Here is a 13,479-nt window from a genome sequence, read left to right on the forward strand (position 1 = left end):
CCGAAGGAGAACCCATGTCCACCGCCATCGAGCAGCTGTCCGTCCCCGCGTCCGCGCGCCCCGACCGCATCTCGCAGGCGACGAGCGTCGAGCAGTCCCGCGCCGTCGCCGAGGTCCAGGCCGCCGCCGTCATCGCCCGCCAGAACCCGCGATCCAAGCAGCGCGCCGTCGCCGAGATGTCCGAGGAGTGCGCACTGCCGTTCGTCGCCGAACGCGCCTTCTACCGGTACCGGCGCGGCGGCGAGAACGTCACCGGCGGATCGATCCACCTCGCCAAAGGCCTCGCCCGGTGCTGGCAGAACATCGCCTACGGCACCTCTGAGTTGCGGCGCGACGACGTCGCGGGCGAATCCGAGATGAGTGCGTGGGCGTGGGACCTCGAGGCGAACAACCGGGTGTCGATCACATTCACCGTGAAGCACCTCCGCGACACCTCAGACGGCCCGGTGAAGCTGACCAGCGGCCGCGACATCTACGAGCACCTCACCAACCAGGCCAACCGCCGCATGCGTGAACAGATCTTCGCGGTGCTCCCCGCCTGGTTCACCGACCAGGCATCGAAGCTGTGCACCCAGACCCTCGAGCACGGCGGCGGCGTCGCCCTCGGCACCCGCGTCGCCCGCATGATCGCGCACTACGCCGAGAAACTGAACGTGACACAGGCGCAGCTCGAGCGCCGCGTCGGCCGCGCCGCCGACGACTGGACACCCGCCGACCTTGCTGAGCTGTCGGTCATCGGGCGGGCAATCGACACCGGCGAGATGAGCGTCGACGCCGAATTCGAGCGCACCCTGACCGTCGCCGACATCGTCCCCACCGCGCAGGCCGCGCCGGCCGCAGACAGCCCACAGGATCCCGACGACACCGCGCCGCCTGCTGACCAGCAGAACGGTGACACCGAGCCGTCTGAGCCACCGCCCGCACAGACCCCGAAGCGGAAGCTCCTCGACCAGCTCGCCGAAACGTTCTCGGCTGAGGGCTGGGACGACAGCGACGACGAGGGCAAGTTGGCGTGGCTGTCGTCGTTCATCAAGTCCGCGCAACCCATCACCCGCTACGACGCACTCACCTCGCCGCAGATCCGGGCGGCGATCGACGAGATCCGCGACCCGAGCGGCAACGGCGACAACGAGGGAGGCAAGTCGTGAAGTACTCCGCGTGGATGGCGTCCGCCGACCGGGCGCACGCCATGACAGCCGAGGTCGCCGCGGTCGCGGTCCCGAACAACCCCAACCTGTTCCACCGCGCCCTCCACATCGGCGTCGGCGACACCCCCGCCGAGGTCCTCGACCCGTTCGACCGACGCCTCCTGCTGCTACGGCTGCGGCACTGGCCGATCAGCGACGTCGCCGCCCACACCGGCTGGTCGGAGTACACCGTCGCCCGCATGCGCGACGAGCTCGCACACCTCCCCCTGACCGCCTGATCTAGACGAGGAGCACACAGCCACCGTGGCAGGCAAAGGAACGTCGTATCGCGCTCTGGAATGGGCGTGGACGCGAGAGATCGCACCAACCCACAAGTTGGTGATGGTCAACCTCGCGGGTCGAGTGGACCAGGCGTACAGCTGCTTTCCGTCGGTGCGACTGATCGTCGAGGAGACCGGCCTGAGCCGGGCGACGGTGTTCCGCATCCTGGCCGAGCTCGAGGCGACCGACCTTCTCCTCGTCGCGTCCCGCACCCGCGGCAACGGTTCCACCCGATCGAACCGCTACTACCTCAACCACCCCGACGCACCACACGTCATCGGGGAGCTCGACGACGAGAACGAGGACCGCGCAGACGAAGTCGAACGGGCCGCGGCACGGGCGATCGCACGCGCCGGATCCGCCCCGGTGGGGTCTCACCATGAGACCCCACCCCCGTCTCACAGTGAGACCCCCGAGGGTCTCACCACGCGACCCCTGGGGGTCTCACACCGAGACCCCTTGAACCATCCATATGAACCACCCACTAGAACCCACCCACCAACCGAACCGTGTTCTCACCCAACGCAACAACCTCACGTGCCGCCGACCCCGGCCCACGCAGCGAGCAATCCATCACCGGGGGAGGAGCAATCGTGAGCCGCTACCGCGACCCCGCCGCCGCGTACGCCGACGCCATCGACGCCCACTGCGAAGCGTGCGGAGCCGAACCCGGCCAGCTGTGCACCAACCCGATCAACCAGCGTCCGCGCCGCATCCCATGCGTGCGCCGCGGCCAGAGTGGACACACACACGACCGTGCCGCCGTCCAGAACCTCGACTCGATCACCGACAAGGAGAACCACCAGCCATGACCACCCCCGCACCCCGCACCACCCTCGACGAGCTCCTCACTGAGATCGACCGCGACCACTCGCGCACGGGCACCAGCTACACCGAGATCAAGATCAACGAGTACGGCACCACCCTCGTCGTCTACGACGCCGCACCGTCGAGCAGCTACGACTTGGCCGACGAGGATCCCGGCGAACCCGGTGAGCTGATCATCGCCGGCACCGCCGTCCCGGGCTCGTCACCCGACCTCGTCGCGGCCCGCCTCCTCGCCGAGCTCCGGGCCCGGTGACCGCGATGACCCTGCCCAACCAGCCCGAGCTGGCAGTCGACGACCGCGTCGTCCTCTCCGTTCCGCCGGTGCTCAACCGGGGGCGAGACACGGGAACCGTGCTGGCGCTCACCAGCGACAGCACTCGCGCCGCCGTCGAGTGGGACCGCGGCGCCGCGTTCTGGCACGACGTGCGTGTCCTGAAACGCGTCGGTGGCCTGATCCACGTGACGGTCGCCGCGGTCCTCGCTGTCTGCTCGCACTGCGACGTGTCGTTCGGCCTGCCGCCATACCTCGAGGGCCACCGCTGGGTCTGCCCACACGGTCACCCCAACGAGCCCACGGTGGCCGTCGAGAGCGGTGACCCCCGATGACCGACCTTGTCCCCACCGACCAAATCGAGCAGATCGTCGGTGTCGCCCGACACCCGAACCGCCACTATGCCCGCGCAGTGTCCGCCGAACAGACGGTCTACATCCTGCACTCGCGCGAGTGCCTGGACAGCGGCATCGACCTTCGACGCTGCATGTTCTCCACCGCGCTCGACCGCGGCATCGACATCACCCAGTGGGACGGCCACGAGGACGCACCCGTCCTCGTCGCCGTCGCGCTGCCGACCGGACGTCTCATCCCGAGTACGGGCGCGGCCGACCCCGTCGACGGCGGTGCGCGCTGATGGCCCGCATCAACGACAACCTCACCGTCCAGATGGTCGGAGTCGCAGCCGTCGTCCGCCACGACTCGTCGGGCATCGAGGCACTGGTGCCCCTCGACGACGTCGGCGTCCGCGAGGTCCTCGCCCCCGACTTCGTGTGGCCGTTCCCCGCCACCGATACCGAGGTCGCGCAGATCGCGTTCTGGCTCGGCTACTTCTACGCCCACCACTGGAACCGGTGACCGCAATGATGCACCGACCACCGATCCCACCGATCGCCGCGCACCGCCCCACCGTCGGCGGCCTCGTCGCCCCGTTCGTCAACGTGACCCTCGCCGACGGCGGCGTCGACTTCCGCGCTCAGCACGACGCCCGCACCCAGGACTGCTATCGCAACCGGTGGTGCCAACTGTGCGGTGTCCCGATTGGGCATCCCATCGTCCTGTTCGGCGGCCCCCGCCAACTCGAGACGCTGCAGTTCGACGAACCACCGATGCACCCCGAGTGCGCTGTCTACGCCTCCCATGCCTGCCCGATGGTCGCCGGCCGACAGGACCGCTACGCGAAGCGACCCCCGCTGTCGGCGGGTCACCGCGGCGAGACGTGCGCGACGCCCGGGTGTGCGTGCGAGGGATGGGTCCAGACACCCGGCACATCGGACTCCGACCTGTCCGGGCGCCTCTCGCACTCGTGGTTCGCGTTCTACGTCACCGGCTACGCGCTGGGCCTCACCCCCGACCGCAGCCGCGTCGCCGCCGCCGTCGTCCGACCCGACCAGGTCCGCGCCGTCCGCCAGATCTCCGCACCAGGCGAAGGCCGCACCTGGCGACGGATCCCCGTCGAGTGGCCCGAGGAGATGACCAATGCCTGAGTACCCGCAGTGGCTCAACATCCGGCCCATCCACCAGTGGCCCACCCAACTGTCGACCCATCGATCCCGCGGCCCGTTCAACAACGTGGCGTGGGGATCGACATCGGAGCTGCTCCGCAAAGAGCTGCGTGCCCTCGGCGGCGGCCGACAGGCACCAATCGTCCTCGAGGTCGCGGTCACCCCCGACCAACTCCGCAAGGACGGCGGCGGCCTGTACGCCGGTGTGACGCCTCAGCATCCGGGCGTCATCCTCAACATCGACGCCGACGTCGGCAAACTGTCCTACCCCTGCGACACGTTCACCCACTGGGAACACAACGTCCGCGCCATCGCGATCGCACTCGAATCGATCCGCCGCATCACCCGCTATGGCGTCGGCGAGACCGGCCAGTGGTACCGGGGTTTCGCTCAACTCACCGCTGCCACCCCGGGCGCACCCACGTTCACCGTCGACGAGGCGATCACGTTCCTCGCCGCCACAGCCGAACTCGACGAGTCATTCGATCCGTCGCTCACCATCTCATCGACCGCGCAGCTGTACCGCCGTGCCTGCGCTGTCGCCCATCCCGACAAGCCGACCGGTAACCGCCAGGTGTGGGAACGCGTCGAGGCCGCAGCCAAAACCCTGCGAACGGCGGGCCGACTGTGACCACATCGACCGCCGTCATCGTCGACGTCGACGGCACCCTGTGCGACGTCACGACCGCGCTGCACCACCTGACCGGACCGCGCCGCAACTTTCACGCATTCCACGAAGCGACCGCGCAGTGCCCACCCAACCCGCACGTCCTCGACTGGTGCCACCAACGCCACGCCGAGGGCCACACCGTCATCGTCGTCACCGCCCGCAAGTACCAGCACGAGACCCTCACCGTCGACTGGCTCGACCGCCACATGCCCGTGCCCTACGTCGGGCCCCTCATGCGCGGCGACTTCGACGACCGCAACGACAACCTCGTCAAACGCGCGATCCTCCGGATCATCACCGGCGAGATGGGATACCGCGTCGTCGCAGCGATCGACGACAGACCCCGCGTCATCGCGCTGTGGCGGTCCCTCGACATCCCAACCACCGTCGTCTACCGCCACGACTGGCCCGCCTCAGGGGAGAACTACGACCCCACCGACATCCCCGGTGCGAGCACCTGATGGGCACTCGATACGAGATGGCCCGCCGACAGATCCGCGTCGGCGAACTCGCAGCCGCCGGCCACACCGCACACGCCATCGCCACCCAACTCGGCGTCCACATCCGCACCGTCCAAAACGACCTCAACGCCATGGACTTCTACGCCGCAGACACACCCCAACTGTTCGACGACACCCCACCACACCGCTGCCGACACGGCCGACGACCAGGCCGAGACCGATGGGGACGACCCCACTGCCGCCACTGCACAGACAGGAGCCCCCGGTGAAAGACACCGACAACGTCATCCAACTCAGGCCCGACACCCACGACGGCCTGACATGCGAAAAGTGCGGCGAGGCATGGTTCCGCGCCGTCGTCACATTCGACCGCGCCGGCCGGATCAACGGCTGGGCGTCGATGGCCACCTGCAACGAATGCGGACACACCCAGTTCATCGACACCGACCCGACGGCACACCCACACGAGGGCACATGAGCGAACACATCACCCGCCCGATCGTGAACACCCGATCAGGTGGCCGCTGCGAACGGTGCGGCCAGACCGGCACCACCATCCACCACCGCCGCAAACGATCCCGCGCCGGCCGATGGTCACCGGACAACTGCGTCGCCCTCTGCGGTGACGGCGCCCGCGGCTGCCACGGCTGGACCGAGACCCACCCCGACGAGGCCGTCCGGGAGGGGTGGCTCATCCCGTCGTGGGGTCCGTCGCCCGAGCTGGTCCCGGTGGTCGTGGCGTCGCTGGGCATGCAGGTGTGGCTCGCCCCGGACGGCGGCTACCTCCTCGATCAGCCCGAGCCACCCGAATCCGCTGCACAGCAACAGAAAGGCGTCCGAGATGAGTGACACCACCGAGCCGATGGACATGCCGCTCGACCCGGATCCGCCGTACTTCGCGGCGACGTCCCCGTCGGGGCACGTGCACGTGTCGGTGACCCGGTTCGCCGATGACAAGGCCGTAGCCGTCGGCGCCGAGCTCGACGACCTGATCGAGATCCTCGGCACCATCCGGAAGGACCTCCGGTGACCGAGCTGCACCAGCGGGAGCTGATCACCGCGGCCCGTCTCCACGCTGCGGCGCAACTGATCCGCGACGTCAACACCGCCCTGTCCGCGTCGGACCTCAACATCGGCCGCACCCCCGACGAGCTCGACGCCCTCGCCGTCAACGTGTCCGGGCAACCGACACCGCCGGTCGAGTTCGTCGACGACCCGCCGCCACCGAAGCTCCGCGGCCGCGGAGCGAAACACCAGGCGTTCGCCGACGAGCTCCGCGCGCACCCGGACCGGTGGGCGCGGCTGCCGTGGCTGCCGGCGAATCACCCGACAGCGCGGGCCTTGGCCAACCGGATCCGGCGCGGCGAGTTCATCGCCTACCGCGGGAGCGACGGCGTGTTCGACGCGTACGCGCGTGACGGCGCGGTCCTGGTCCGGTTCCGCCCCAACCCCATCGACGACCGGCCACTGCGGCTGGTCCCTGCAACACCCACCACCCCGAAGGAGAAATGATGCCCAACAGGCGAACACACCCGAGAGTGATCGTCACCGACACCAAGGTGACCATCGAACCCGACGAACACACCGCACCGATCCACATTCCGCTCACCATCCTGGCGGCGCACTCGGCGCACCTCAACGACGTCGGCGGCACCCGGGTCCTCACGCTCGGCGTGTTCTGCCAATCGATACAGATGCACGACCTCGCGACCGAAGCGTTCTGGGCGCCCACCTCATTCGTGTCGGCCATGCTCGACGTCGTCGACGAACTGACGGCGACAGGGTTCTCGGTCGCTGATCCGCCGGCGGCCGGCGACGGGATCCAGCTGCAGAACTCGGCACTGGTCGTCTACAAGTGCACCCAGTGCGGCGACACCGGCGCACTCCACGACCCCGACGGCACCATCGTCGGCATCTGCTCGTGCCCCGCCGGGGTCCGAGGGACCGAGCGCCTCCTCGCCGCAGTACAGAACGTCGACGCTGCGATCAGCCCGGGTCACGACAGGGTCGAGGTCGTGGGCATTCCCGAGGGAGATGACGCCGATGAGCTGCTCGAGGAGTACGACATCCGCGTCGTCACCGAGGGCCCGACGTTCGGGATGCCCATCACTGTCCGCGTCGACGACTTCACCCTGCAGCATCTCTCGACCGACGAGGCGCGTCGGCGCGCGCAGGCTCTGCTCGCCGCGGTGCACCGCGTGGAGACCGCCACCACCGAGCAACGCCTGATCGCTGGGGCGGACCCGAACTGCCGTCACTGCCGCGGCACCGGGATGGAGGGGGCAGGTGAGGGCCGCGACTACTGCCGGTGCACCGCCGGCCCCGACTGCGCCGAATGTGGTGACCCCGACGGCCACCACCACCGCACCTGTAGCCACGGAGCCGACCAGTGACGGCCTCGGACGGCGACACGACCCGCGACTGGATGCCGGTCATCGTTCTCGCGGTCATCGACCTCCTGCTACTCGCTCTCGTTCTTGCCGGAGGCGTGTCGTGCTGACCGGCGTCCGCAGCTGGTGGTCGCGGTTCATTGACCGCCACGCACCGGTGATCAGAGACCGACCGTCACGGCTCGACGTCGCCGACGCCCCGACCGCCATCGAGATCCGCATGCCCGGGCGCAACGGCATCCTCGACGTCACCGAGGTCAAGCTGACACCGGAACAGCTCGACGAGCTCATGCGCACCGTCGGCCTGCTCGACGAGGGCCTCGACGCGATCCGTCGCGTGCAGAGCTGGGGCGCGGCGCGAACCGAGGCCGGCCAGTGACGCGGCGCTCGCGGGTGGTCACCGCTATCGAGACCGTCAACAGCGCGATGTCGATGTGGAACCAGGCGGTCACGTTCAAGAAACAGGCCACTGAGCGGCTGGCCGAGTCCCGGAAATGGACTATCCACATCCTGATGCGGGACCGGATCTACCCCGACGTCCAGCAGTGGCTGCTGTCGCTGCCCGCCCGCGACGAGCCCCACACGTTCACCCTGTCCACGACGTACGACCGGCAGGCCCGGTACAGCTACGACGGGAAGGCGATGCGGTGGTGCACGTTCGACGGACACCGCATCGGGTTCCGTGTCGCTGAGGCCGGGAAGGACGACGACGCCACCGAGGCATCTCCCTCGGACAGCGGCTCGTACATGCTGCGCGAGCGGCAGCTCGAGATCGTGTCCGGGTCACCGGCTGCGGTCGCCGCGGTCAAGGCCAAGGTCCAGCAGCTCCTCGACGCGAAACGGATCGTCGACTCCCCGCCGTCGATCCACGTCCACTCACGTTGGGGGTGGGACCGGTCGCAGGCACCGCTGCGCAGCCTCGCATCGGTCGTCCTCGACCGCGGGATCAAGGAGTCGGTGTCCGCCGACATGGGCCGGTTCCTCGGCTCTGAGAGCGACTACGTCGAGCGTGGCCTGCCCTGGCACCGCGGCTACCTCCTGCACGGCCCGCCCGGCACCGGCAAGACCAGCCTGATCAAGGGCCTCGCCGCCGAGCACGGCCTCGACATCTACTACCTGTCGGTGTCGTCGATGCGCAACGACGACGACCTGATCGACCGCGTGCACGATGTCCGCCCCCGCTCGGTGGTGCTGCTCGAGGACATCGACTCGGCGACCGCCGCGACTGACCGGTCCGACGAGTCCGGTGTCACGACGTCGGGTCTCCTCAACGTCCTCGACGGCATGTTCACCCCGCACGGCATGATCGGCGTCCTCACCACCAACCACCGCGACCGACTCGATCCGGCGATCCTGCGGCCGGGTCGGATCGATGTGCAGCTCGAGCTGGGGCCGGCGACGACGTGGCAGGTGCGGCAGCTGTTCCGCGCGTTCTACGATCGCGAGCCCGCCGACGACATCCGGGTGTTCGACAACCCGAACATGCGGCCCACGTCCGCCGACGTGATCGAGGCGTTCAAGGGCCACCTGTACGACGCCGACGGCGCCGAGCAGGCGCTACGAGAACTGGTGCTCATTCGGGCGCCGCGGGTGGCGCAGCGATGACCGCGGCGACGCTCGCGGGGCTGCTCCTCGCGCACCTGGTCGGCGACTACCTTCTGCAGTCGCACTGGATGGCGACCGAGAAGGTCCGGCGGTGGTGGCCCGCAATCGCGCACGCCGTCACCTATGGCCTGCCGTTCCTGCTCGTCACCCAGTCCCCGGCGGCTCTGCTCGTGATCGTCGGCACCCACGCCGTCATTGACCGGTACCGCCTCGCTCGCCACGTCGTGTGGGCGAAGAACCACCTCGCGCCCCGCGCGGCCTGGCCCGGATCGTTCAGGAAACCCAGGTGTTCCGCTGACACCGGAACACCAACAATTTCCGAACAAACGGGTTACCCCGACAACACGCCACCGTGGCTGGCGGTGTGGCTGATGATCATCGCCGACAACACCCTGCACCTGCTGATCAACGTGGCGGCGGTGGTGTGGCTATGAGGCAGGCGATCGTGTTGTGGTGGCACCGCCGCGTGCTGGGCCACCACCAGGAGTCGGTGATGAACGGCGCCACCGAGCCCGGCGTGAGGTGCTACTGCCCGATCTACTCGCGGCCTGCGCCATGGATGGCACCGAGAGAGGGCGGCTACCGTCCGACGCCACGAAAACGCTTCCGCTGGTTTCCGTCCGACGGCGGGGGCGGCAAGTGAGGTGGCGTCGACGTCGCGGCCGGCACTGGACCGGTGAACCCGTCGCGCAGATCATCGCCCGCCTCGACGTCCGGCTGCATGCATGGTTGCCCGATGGGTCGCTGCTGCTGTGGCCCGGACGTCCAGCTGGCGATACCGAGCGGCTGTCGGACACATTCACGCTGCGATCCAATGGCCGGCCGGCCGACGACCCGTTCGACCCGTCGGCGTGGTCGGGATTGACCATCGGGTGGGACCGCGACGGGATGCGCTACGGCGAGATTGTCGGTGATCACGAGTACACCCGCCGCGCACACGCCCACTGTCGCGCCCAGATCCGCGCCTTCTCTCACGGGATCAACGGGTGACGGCCGGACCTACGTGCCCCGACTGCGGGCGGCAGATGGTGTCGTGGGGTGTCCGCTGCCTCACCTGCGGTCAGGCCCAACTCATCGCCGACCACCGCGCCCGCTCCGCTGCCGGGCGCACCACCCGGCGGGTCGCGGTGTTCGCGTCCCGGCACTGGCGCACCGACTCCACGTTCCAGCAGCGGCAACTCGCGGCCCTCGTCGACGCCCTCGCGGACGACAACACCGTCGACGGGCATCCGCCCACCCTCGTCGCGTTCGGGTCGGCACCGGCCGAACGGTACGTCGCCGACCTGTGGGAGTTCTGCAGCTGGCCGATCGAGCAGCGTCACCCTGATCAGGTGATGCGCGTCGACGTCCTCACGACCATCGACGCCGCGGTCATCGTCCGCCGCGACCCGGCGCTGATGGTGGCGCAGCTCGCACAGCTCGAGCTGTGCCGTGTATCGGTCGCGAGGTGGCACGCGTGACCGTCGACGAGGCCATCGCCGTGCTCGAGGCGGCGGCCGAGCCGGTGAAGGTGCCGAGTGTCATCCGCGGGTCTCTGCCGCAGCTGCACCGGCGTGCACTGCAGGCCGTCGACTGGGCGCCAGGGGACGAGCTGTCAACCGCGATTGAGGTGTTGCGGTCGGCGCGACGGCTGTGATGTCCGATCCGCTGAGACCGGCACCCACCGCGCGAAACACTCACGGCAGAACAGCCCGTCGCCGCCGTCTCGGACGTCGGGGTGATCGTGATAGTTCGGGCTGACTCCGTCGCACTCGTCGGTCGACCAGTCAACGCCGCTGACGAACGTCAATTCGATCACAACTGGGGCTCGGGGTCGGTGTCGAGAAGCGCGGCAAGGCCGTGCTGGCGGGCGATCGCGAGAGAGCGGTCCGCGCCAGCGATCAGTTTGGCGTCGCGGCGGGCCCGGTGTCGGCGCCGGCCGATGACCACCGCGCCGGCCACACCGAGGACGACGACGATGAGCGTCGCGACCCAGTAGTGCGTGATGACGCCGAGGACCATCACCGCGGCCAGGAACGCGAGCACCGGATGCCTCCGCGCCGCCGTGTACGTCGACCAGACGACACCGGACATATCGACAACCCCCGAGGTTGTAGTAGGTGGAACAAAGATATCAGTGTCGTCGGCGTGCTGGCGGATACTTGCCCCATGGCCCGACCCCAAGTCACCGTCATCGGCACCCGCGAAATGCCCGTCGACGCGCTCCACCCGCACCCCAACAACCCGAACCACGGCGACATCGACACCCTGTCGGAATCCCTCGCCCGGTTCGGCCAGTACCGCGCAATCGTCGTGTGGCATCCGTCGAACACGATCCTCGCCGGCCACCACGTGTGGCGGGCCGCGAAACTCCGCGGCTGGGAAACCGTCCGCGTCGAGCTCGTCGACTGCGACGACGACACCGCGACCGCACTGATGCTGGCCGACAACCGCATCGCCGAACTCGGCCCCGGCATCGACCCCGGCGAACTCCTCGCGGTCCTCAACACCGACATCGACCTCGCCGGCACCGGCTACACCGACGAGGACATCGACGCTCTCATTGAGAAGCTGACACCCCCGGACCCCGACGACGACCACAGCGGGAGCGATGACGGGAAGCGGGACAGCGGGATCGGTGTCCGGGTGTCGTGCTCGAGCAACGACGAACGCGACGACCTACTCGTCGAGCTACGCCGCCGCGGCTACGACGCCGAGGCGGTCTGATCCTTCGGCGCCCACGGACGCCCACCACCGACACCACGACCGGGTCGCGTGTCGAGCCACTCGGTGATCGTCGCGCGACGCCACACCGGTGTCTGCCCGAACGTCGCGTCAGGGGCCGGGAGGTCGCCGGGCTTCGCGTCGTCGGCGCGGCGGTGCGCGGTCGCCCGCGTGTGATAGGTCTGCGCGGATCCGCGGGTGACGCCGGCCATCTCGGCGACCCCGCCGAGGTCGACGTATTCGTCGGCGCCGCGTCGTCGAGGAGTTCTAGCCATGGGAACAACGATAACCCGTGTAGGTGAGCGCACCGCGTTCGTTGCGCTGGCCGCGGCGGGTGTCATCCGCCGAGCGCCAGGACCATCGCCTTGCGCACCGCCTCGCCGGCCAACGCCGACAGGTCATCACGGGACAGCTCGAGCTCGGTGACAGCGTCGCCACCGAGGACCGCGAGATAGGCGCGGCCATCGACCACTCGGATCGACAGGTTCGGGTTCATCGGGGGATGGGCCATGGGGTCTCCTTCGTCGAGCATCGCGTGCAGCGGTGCAGGCCAGGTCGGGAACAGTGCGAGGAAATCGGTGCGGTCGAGCGGCACCAGGACGCCGCTGTCGCGGTCGTCGATCGAGCAGTGGCAGCCGCGGGACCGGCAGGTGTACGGGCCGGCCATGGTGTCGGCGTCACGCGCGAGGCGGTGGACAGCGCCGGCGTGCAGGCACTGCACACACACGTGCCCCCACCCGTGCACGGTCACGTCTCCTCGGCTCGGCGGGCAGCAGCGAGAATGGCGGCGGCGATGTCCCGGGCGTCGTCGGGTGTGGTCGTGTCGGTGCCACACAACGCGATCGTGAGCTCGCCATCCTCGGCGTAGATCTCGTGATCGTCCACCGACCACTGCGCGCCGAACGCGTCCTCGCCGTGCGGCTCGGGGAGTTGGACGATGGCGTGGGTGGCGGACAGCACCGCCAGCGCTTCACGCGCGGCGGTCTCGATCCAGTCAGGTCGCTTCCCGCCGATGCTGTGGGTGTAGTTCGCGGTCATCATGCGGTAGAGCGCGTCCGCGAGGGTGGCGGCGGGGTCGGCAACCCGATCCCCGGTCACGATGCCGCCCAACGCTCGCCGGCGCGATTGATCGCCAAAGTCAGGCGATCACGGATCGCGGTGGCCTGCTCGACGCTCATGTGAGCGGCCTGGGTCACTTCGTCGTTGTCCGCGTCACCGGGGCGTTGGGTCCGCAACCAGATGTGAGGCCCCGACGCTGCAGATGACTCGTACACGGACACGACGTCGCCGTAGGTGGTAGCTACCGGGCTGCCGTACAGCTCGAATCCGCGCTCGCTGACGTAGGTCTGGATCTCGCTCATTCTGTGTCTCCTGTGGTCGTGGGCAGTAGGGCGGTCAGGCGCTCGAGCTCGAGGCGGCACAGCAGCTCGTAGACGGTCACGAACCGCCGGCCCGACGCGCTGATCGACTCCGCGGCGTGCCGGCCGTACACCTCGGCGTCGACGTCCATCACGCGGTCTGCGGGACGTCGGGGTGCACCGGGCACGGCTCGTCGCTGTGCTGGTGCCACTCGCCGG

The 13,479-nt window shown here is 69.1% G+C and carries 29 protein-coding genes; 23 read left to right on the plus strand and 6 right to left on the minus strand.

The window, feature by feature from the left end:
• The first annotated feature begins 14 nt into the window (after window positions 1–14).
• The 22 genes from OG579_RS16820 to OG579_RS16920 all read left to right on the plus strand — a co-directional run bounded on the left by OG579_RS16820 (window position 15) and on the right by OG579_RS16920 (window position 10,835).
• The gene (locus OG579_RS16820; protein WP_328856857.1) at window positions 15–1,148 is read left to right on the plus strand and encodes a hypothetical protein; all 1,134 of its coding nucleotides are present in this window, start codon (window positions 15–17) and stop codon (window positions 1,146–1,148) included.
• Window positions 1,145–1,426, plus strand: a complete 282-nt coding sequence (locus OG579_RS16825) for a hypothetical protein (protein WP_328856858.1) — start codon at window positions 1,145–1,147, stop codon at window positions 1,424–1,426. The genes OG579_RS16820 and OG579_RS16825 overlap by 4 nt, the downstream gene beginning before the upstream one ends.
• Before the next feature lie 25 nt (window positions 1,427–1,451).
• Entirely contained in the window at window positions 1,452–2,066 is a 615-nt protein-coding gene (locus tag OG579_RS22010; protein WP_408068694.1) for a helix-turn-helix domain-containing protein, read from the plus strand.
• On the plus strand, window positions 2,063–2,281 hold the full coding sequence (locus OG579_RS16830; protein ID WP_328856859.1) for a hypothetical protein: 219 nt from the start codon (window positions 2,063–2,065) through the stop codon (window positions 2,279–2,281). The genes OG579_RS22010 and OG579_RS16830 overlap by 4 nt, the downstream gene beginning before the upstream one ends.
• Window positions 2,278–2,550: a hypothetical protein gene (locus tag OG579_RS16835; RefSeq protein WP_328856860.1), complete on the plus strand. Its 273-nt coding sequence runs from the start codon at window positions 2,278–2,280 to the stop codon at window positions 2,548–2,550. The genes OG579_RS16830 and OG579_RS16835 overlap by 4 nt, the downstream gene beginning before the upstream one ends.
• Before the next feature lie 5 nt (window positions 2,551–2,555).
• Window positions 2,556–2,903, plus strand: coding sequence for a hypothetical protein (locus OG579_RS16840; RefSeq protein WP_328856861.1), 348 nt, complete (start codon window positions 2,556–2,558; stop codon window positions 2,901–2,903).
• Window positions 2,900–3,205, plus strand: a complete 306-nt coding sequence (locus tag OG579_RS16845) for a hypothetical protein (protein WP_328856862.1) — start codon at window positions 2,900–2,902, stop codon at window positions 3,203–3,205. The genes OG579_RS16840 and OG579_RS16845 overlap by 4 nt, the downstream gene beginning before the upstream one ends.
• Window positions 3,205–3,426: a hypothetical protein gene (locus tag OG579_RS16850; protein WP_328856863.1), complete on the plus strand. Its 222-nt coding sequence runs from the start codon at window positions 3,205–3,207 to the stop codon at window positions 3,424–3,426. The genes OG579_RS16845 and OG579_RS16850 overlap by 1 nt, the downstream gene beginning before the upstream one ends.
• A 5-nt stretch (window positions 3,427–3,431) precedes the next feature.
• Window positions 3,432–4,055: a hypothetical protein gene (locus OG579_RS16855; protein ID WP_328856864.1), complete on the plus strand. Its 624-nt coding sequence runs from the start codon at window positions 3,432–3,434 to the stop codon at window positions 4,053–4,055.
• The gene (locus tag OG579_RS16860; protein WP_328856865.1) at window positions 4,048–4,704 is read left to right on the plus strand and encodes a molecular chaperone DnaJ; all 657 of its coding nucleotides are present in this window, start codon (window positions 4,048–4,050) and stop codon (window positions 4,702–4,704) included. Before OG579_RS16855 ends, OG579_RS16860 begins: the two co-directional genes overlap by 8 nt.
• Entirely contained in the window at window positions 4,701–5,204 is a 504-nt protein-coding gene (locus tag OG579_RS16865) for a phosphatase domain-containing protein (protein ID WP_328856866.1), read from the plus strand. Before OG579_RS16860 ends, OG579_RS16865 begins: the two co-directional genes overlap by 4 nt.
• Before the next feature lie 265 nt (window positions 5,205–5,469).
• Window positions 5,470–5,682, plus strand: coding sequence for a hypothetical protein (locus tag OG579_RS16870; RefSeq protein WP_328856867.1), 213 nt, complete (start codon window positions 5,470–5,472; stop codon window positions 5,680–5,682).
• A complete protein-coding gene (locus tag OG579_RS16875) occupies window positions 5,679–6,053 on the plus strand; it encodes an HNH endonuclease (protein ID WP_328856868.1) in 375 nt (124 codons plus the stop codon). The genes OG579_RS16870 and OG579_RS16875 overlap by 4 nt, the downstream gene beginning before the upstream one ends.
• The gene (locus OG579_RS16880) at window positions 6,046–6,234 is read left to right on the plus strand and encodes a hypothetical protein (RefSeq protein WP_328856869.1); all 189 of its coding nucleotides are present in this window, start codon (window positions 6,046–6,048) and stop codon (window positions 6,232–6,234) included. The genes OG579_RS16875 and OG579_RS16880 overlap by 8 nt, the downstream gene beginning before the upstream one ends.
• Entirely contained in the window at window positions 6,231–6,716 is a 486-nt protein-coding gene (locus OG579_RS16885; RefSeq protein WP_328856870.1) for a hypothetical protein, read from the plus strand. Before OG579_RS16880 ends, OG579_RS16885 begins: the two co-directional genes overlap by 4 nt.
• A 26-nt stretch (window positions 6,717–6,742) precedes the next feature.
• Window positions 6,743–7,597, plus strand: a complete 855-nt coding sequence (locus tag OG579_RS16890) for a hypothetical protein (protein ID WP_328856871.1) — start codon at window positions 6,743–6,745, stop codon at window positions 7,595–7,597.
• A 100-nt stretch (window positions 7,598–7,697) separates the two neighbouring features.
• Window positions 7,698–7,973 carry a hypothetical protein gene (locus OG579_RS16895; protein WP_328856872.1) on the plus strand — a complete coding sequence of 92 codons (276 nt, stop codon included), beginning with the start codon at window positions 7,698–7,700 and terminating at the stop codon, window positions 7,971–7,973.
• A gap of 14 nt (window positions 7,974–7,987) precedes the next feature.
• The gene (locus OG579_RS16900) at window positions 7,988–9,199 is read left to right on the plus strand and encodes an AAA family ATPase (protein ID WP_328856873.1); all 1,212 of its coding nucleotides are present in this window, start codon (window positions 7,988–7,990) and stop codon (window positions 9,197–9,199) included.
• The gene (locus tag OG579_RS16905; RefSeq protein ID WP_328856874.1) at window positions 9,196–9,633 is read left to right on the plus strand and encodes a DUF3307 domain-containing protein; all 438 of its coding nucleotides are present in this window, start codon (window positions 9,196–9,198) and stop codon (window positions 9,631–9,633) included. Before OG579_RS16900 ends, OG579_RS16905 begins: the two co-directional genes overlap by 4 nt.
• Before the next feature lie 205 nt (window positions 9,634–9,838).
• Window positions 9,839–10,189, plus strand: coding sequence for a hypothetical protein (locus OG579_RS16910; RefSeq protein ID WP_328856875.1), 351 nt, complete (start codon window positions 9,839–9,841; stop codon window positions 10,187–10,189).
• Complete coding sequence (locus OG579_RS16915; protein WP_328856876.1) at window positions 10,186–10,659, plus strand: hypothetical protein; 474 nt, start codon at window positions 10,186–10,188, stop codon at window positions 10,657–10,659. The genes OG579_RS16910 and OG579_RS16915 overlap by 4 nt, the downstream gene beginning before the upstream one ends.
• Complete coding sequence (locus OG579_RS16920; RefSeq protein ID WP_328856877.1) at window positions 10,656–10,835, plus strand: hypothetical protein; 180 nt, start codon at window positions 10,656–10,658, stop codon at window positions 10,833–10,835. Before OG579_RS16915 ends, OG579_RS16920 begins: the two co-directional genes overlap by 4 nt.
• A gap of 158 nt (window positions 10,836–10,993) precedes the next feature.
• Here OG579_RS16920 and OG579_RS16925 read toward each other — a convergent pair whose 3' ends face one another.
• Entirely contained in the window at window positions 10,994–11,272 is a 279-nt protein-coding gene (locus tag OG579_RS16925; protein ID WP_328856878.1) for a hypothetical protein, read from the minus strand.
• 75 nt (window positions 11,273–11,347) lie between these two features.
• Here OG579_RS16925 and OG579_RS16930 point away from each other — a divergent pair, with 75 nt between their 5' ends.
• The gene (locus tag OG579_RS16930) at window positions 11,348–11,905 is read left to right on the plus strand and encodes a ParB N-terminal domain-containing protein (protein WP_328856879.1); all 558 of its coding nucleotides are present in this window, start codon (window positions 11,348–11,350) and stop codon (window positions 11,903–11,905) included.
• Here the strand turns inward: OG579_RS16930 and OG579_RS16935 are convergent.
• The 5 genes from OG579_RS16935 to OG579_RS16955 form a co-directional block, all read right to left on the minus strand.
• Window positions 11,884–12,177: a hypothetical protein gene (locus OG579_RS16935; RefSeq protein WP_328856880.1), complete on the minus strand. Its 294-nt coding sequence runs from the start codon at window positions 12,175–12,177 to the stop codon at window positions 11,884–11,886. The two genes, OG579_RS16930 and OG579_RS16935, sit on opposite strands and share 22 nt — an antisense overlap.
• 62 nt (window positions 12,178–12,239) lie before the next feature.
• A complete protein-coding gene (locus tag OG579_RS16940; RefSeq protein ID WP_328856881.1) occupies window positions 12,240–12,653 on the minus strand; it encodes a hypothetical protein in 414 nt (137 codons plus the stop codon).
• Complete coding sequence (locus OG579_RS16945) at window positions 12,650–13,000, minus strand: hypothetical protein (protein ID WP_328856882.1); 351 nt, start codon at window positions 12,998–13,000, stop codon at window positions 12,650–12,652. The genes OG579_RS16940 and OG579_RS16945 overlap by 4 nt, the downstream gene beginning before the upstream one ends.
• Entirely contained in the window at window positions 12,997–13,263 is a 267-nt protein-coding gene (locus OG579_RS16950; protein ID WP_328856883.1) for a hypothetical protein, read from the minus strand. Before OG579_RS16950 ends, OG579_RS16945 begins: the two co-directional genes overlap by 4 nt.
• Entirely contained in the window at window positions 13,260–13,448 is a 189-nt protein-coding gene (locus OG579_RS16955; RefSeq protein ID WP_328856884.1) for a hypothetical protein, read from the minus strand. Before OG579_RS16955 ends, OG579_RS16950 begins: the two co-directional genes overlap by 4 nt.
• Window positions 13,449–13,479: the final 31 nt, after the last annotated feature.

Origin of the sequence: Williamsia herbipolensis (assembly GCF_036153515.1) — a bacterium.
Classification (GTDB): Bacteria; Actinomycetota; Actinomycetes; order Mycobacteriales; family Mycobacteriaceae; genus Williamsia_A; species Williamsia_A herbipolensis.

What these genes read in the sequence shown, in the direction of transcription:
- OG579_RS16925 (WP_328856878.1), bottom strand. Translation starts at nt 11,272, where the DNA reads ATGTCCGGTGTCGTCTGGTCGACGTACACGGCGGCGCGGAGGCATCCG.
- OG579_RS16875 (WP_328856868.1), top strand. Translation starts at nt 5,679, where the DNA reads ATGAGCGAACACATCACCCGCCCGATCGTGAACACCCGATCAGGTGGC.
- OG579_RS16850 (WP_328856863.1), top strand. Translation starts at nt 3,205, where the DNA reads ATGGCCCGCATCAACGACAACCTCACCGTCCAGATGGTCGGAGTCGCA.
- OG579_RS16845 (WP_328856862.1), top strand. Translation starts at nt 2,900, where the DNA reads ATGACCGACCTTGTCCCCACCGACCAAATCGAGCAGATCGTCGGTGTC.
- OG579_RS16855 (WP_328856864.1), top strand. Translation starts at nt 3,432, where the DNA reads ATGATGCACCGACCACCGATCCCACCGATCGCCGCGCACCGCCCCACC.
- OG579_RS16930 (WP_328856879.1), top strand. Translation starts at nt 11,348, where the DNA reads ATGGCCCGACCCCAAGTCACCGTCATCGGCACCCGCGAAATGCCCGTC.
- OG579_RS16880 (WP_328856869.1), top strand. Translation starts at nt 6,046, where the DNA reads ATGAGTGACACCACCGAGCCGATGGACATGCCGCTCGACCCGGATCCG.
- OG579_RS16860 (WP_328856865.1), top strand. Translation starts at nt 4,048, where the DNA reads ATGCCTGAGTACCCGCAGTGGCTCAACATCCGGCCCATCCACCAGTGG.
- OG579_RS16905 (WP_328856874.1), top strand. Translation starts at nt 9,196, where the DNA reads ATGACCGCGGCGACGCTCGCGGGGCTGCTCCTCGCGCACCTGGTCGGC.
- OG579_RS16835 (WP_328856860.1), top strand. Translation starts at nt 2,278, where the DNA reads ATGACCACCCCCGCACCCCGCACCACCCTCGACGAGCTCCTCACTGAG.
- OG579_RS16950 (WP_328856883.1), bottom strand. Translation starts at nt 13,263, where the DNA reads ATGAGCGAGATCCAGACCTACGTCAGCGAGCGCGGATTCGAGCTGTAC.
- OG579_RS16935 (WP_328856880.1), bottom strand. Translation starts at nt 12,177, where the DNA reads ATGGCTAGAACTCCTCGACGACGCGGCGCCGACGAATACGTCGACCTC.
- OG579_RS16840 (WP_328856861.1), top strand. Translation starts at nt 2,556, where the DNA reads ATGACCCTGCCCAACCAGCCCGAGCTGGCAGTCGACGACCGCGTCGTC.
- OG579_RS16820 (WP_328856857.1), top strand. Translation starts at nt 15, where the DNA reads ATGTCCACCGCCATCGAGCAGCTGTCCGTCCCCGCGTCCGCGCGCCCC.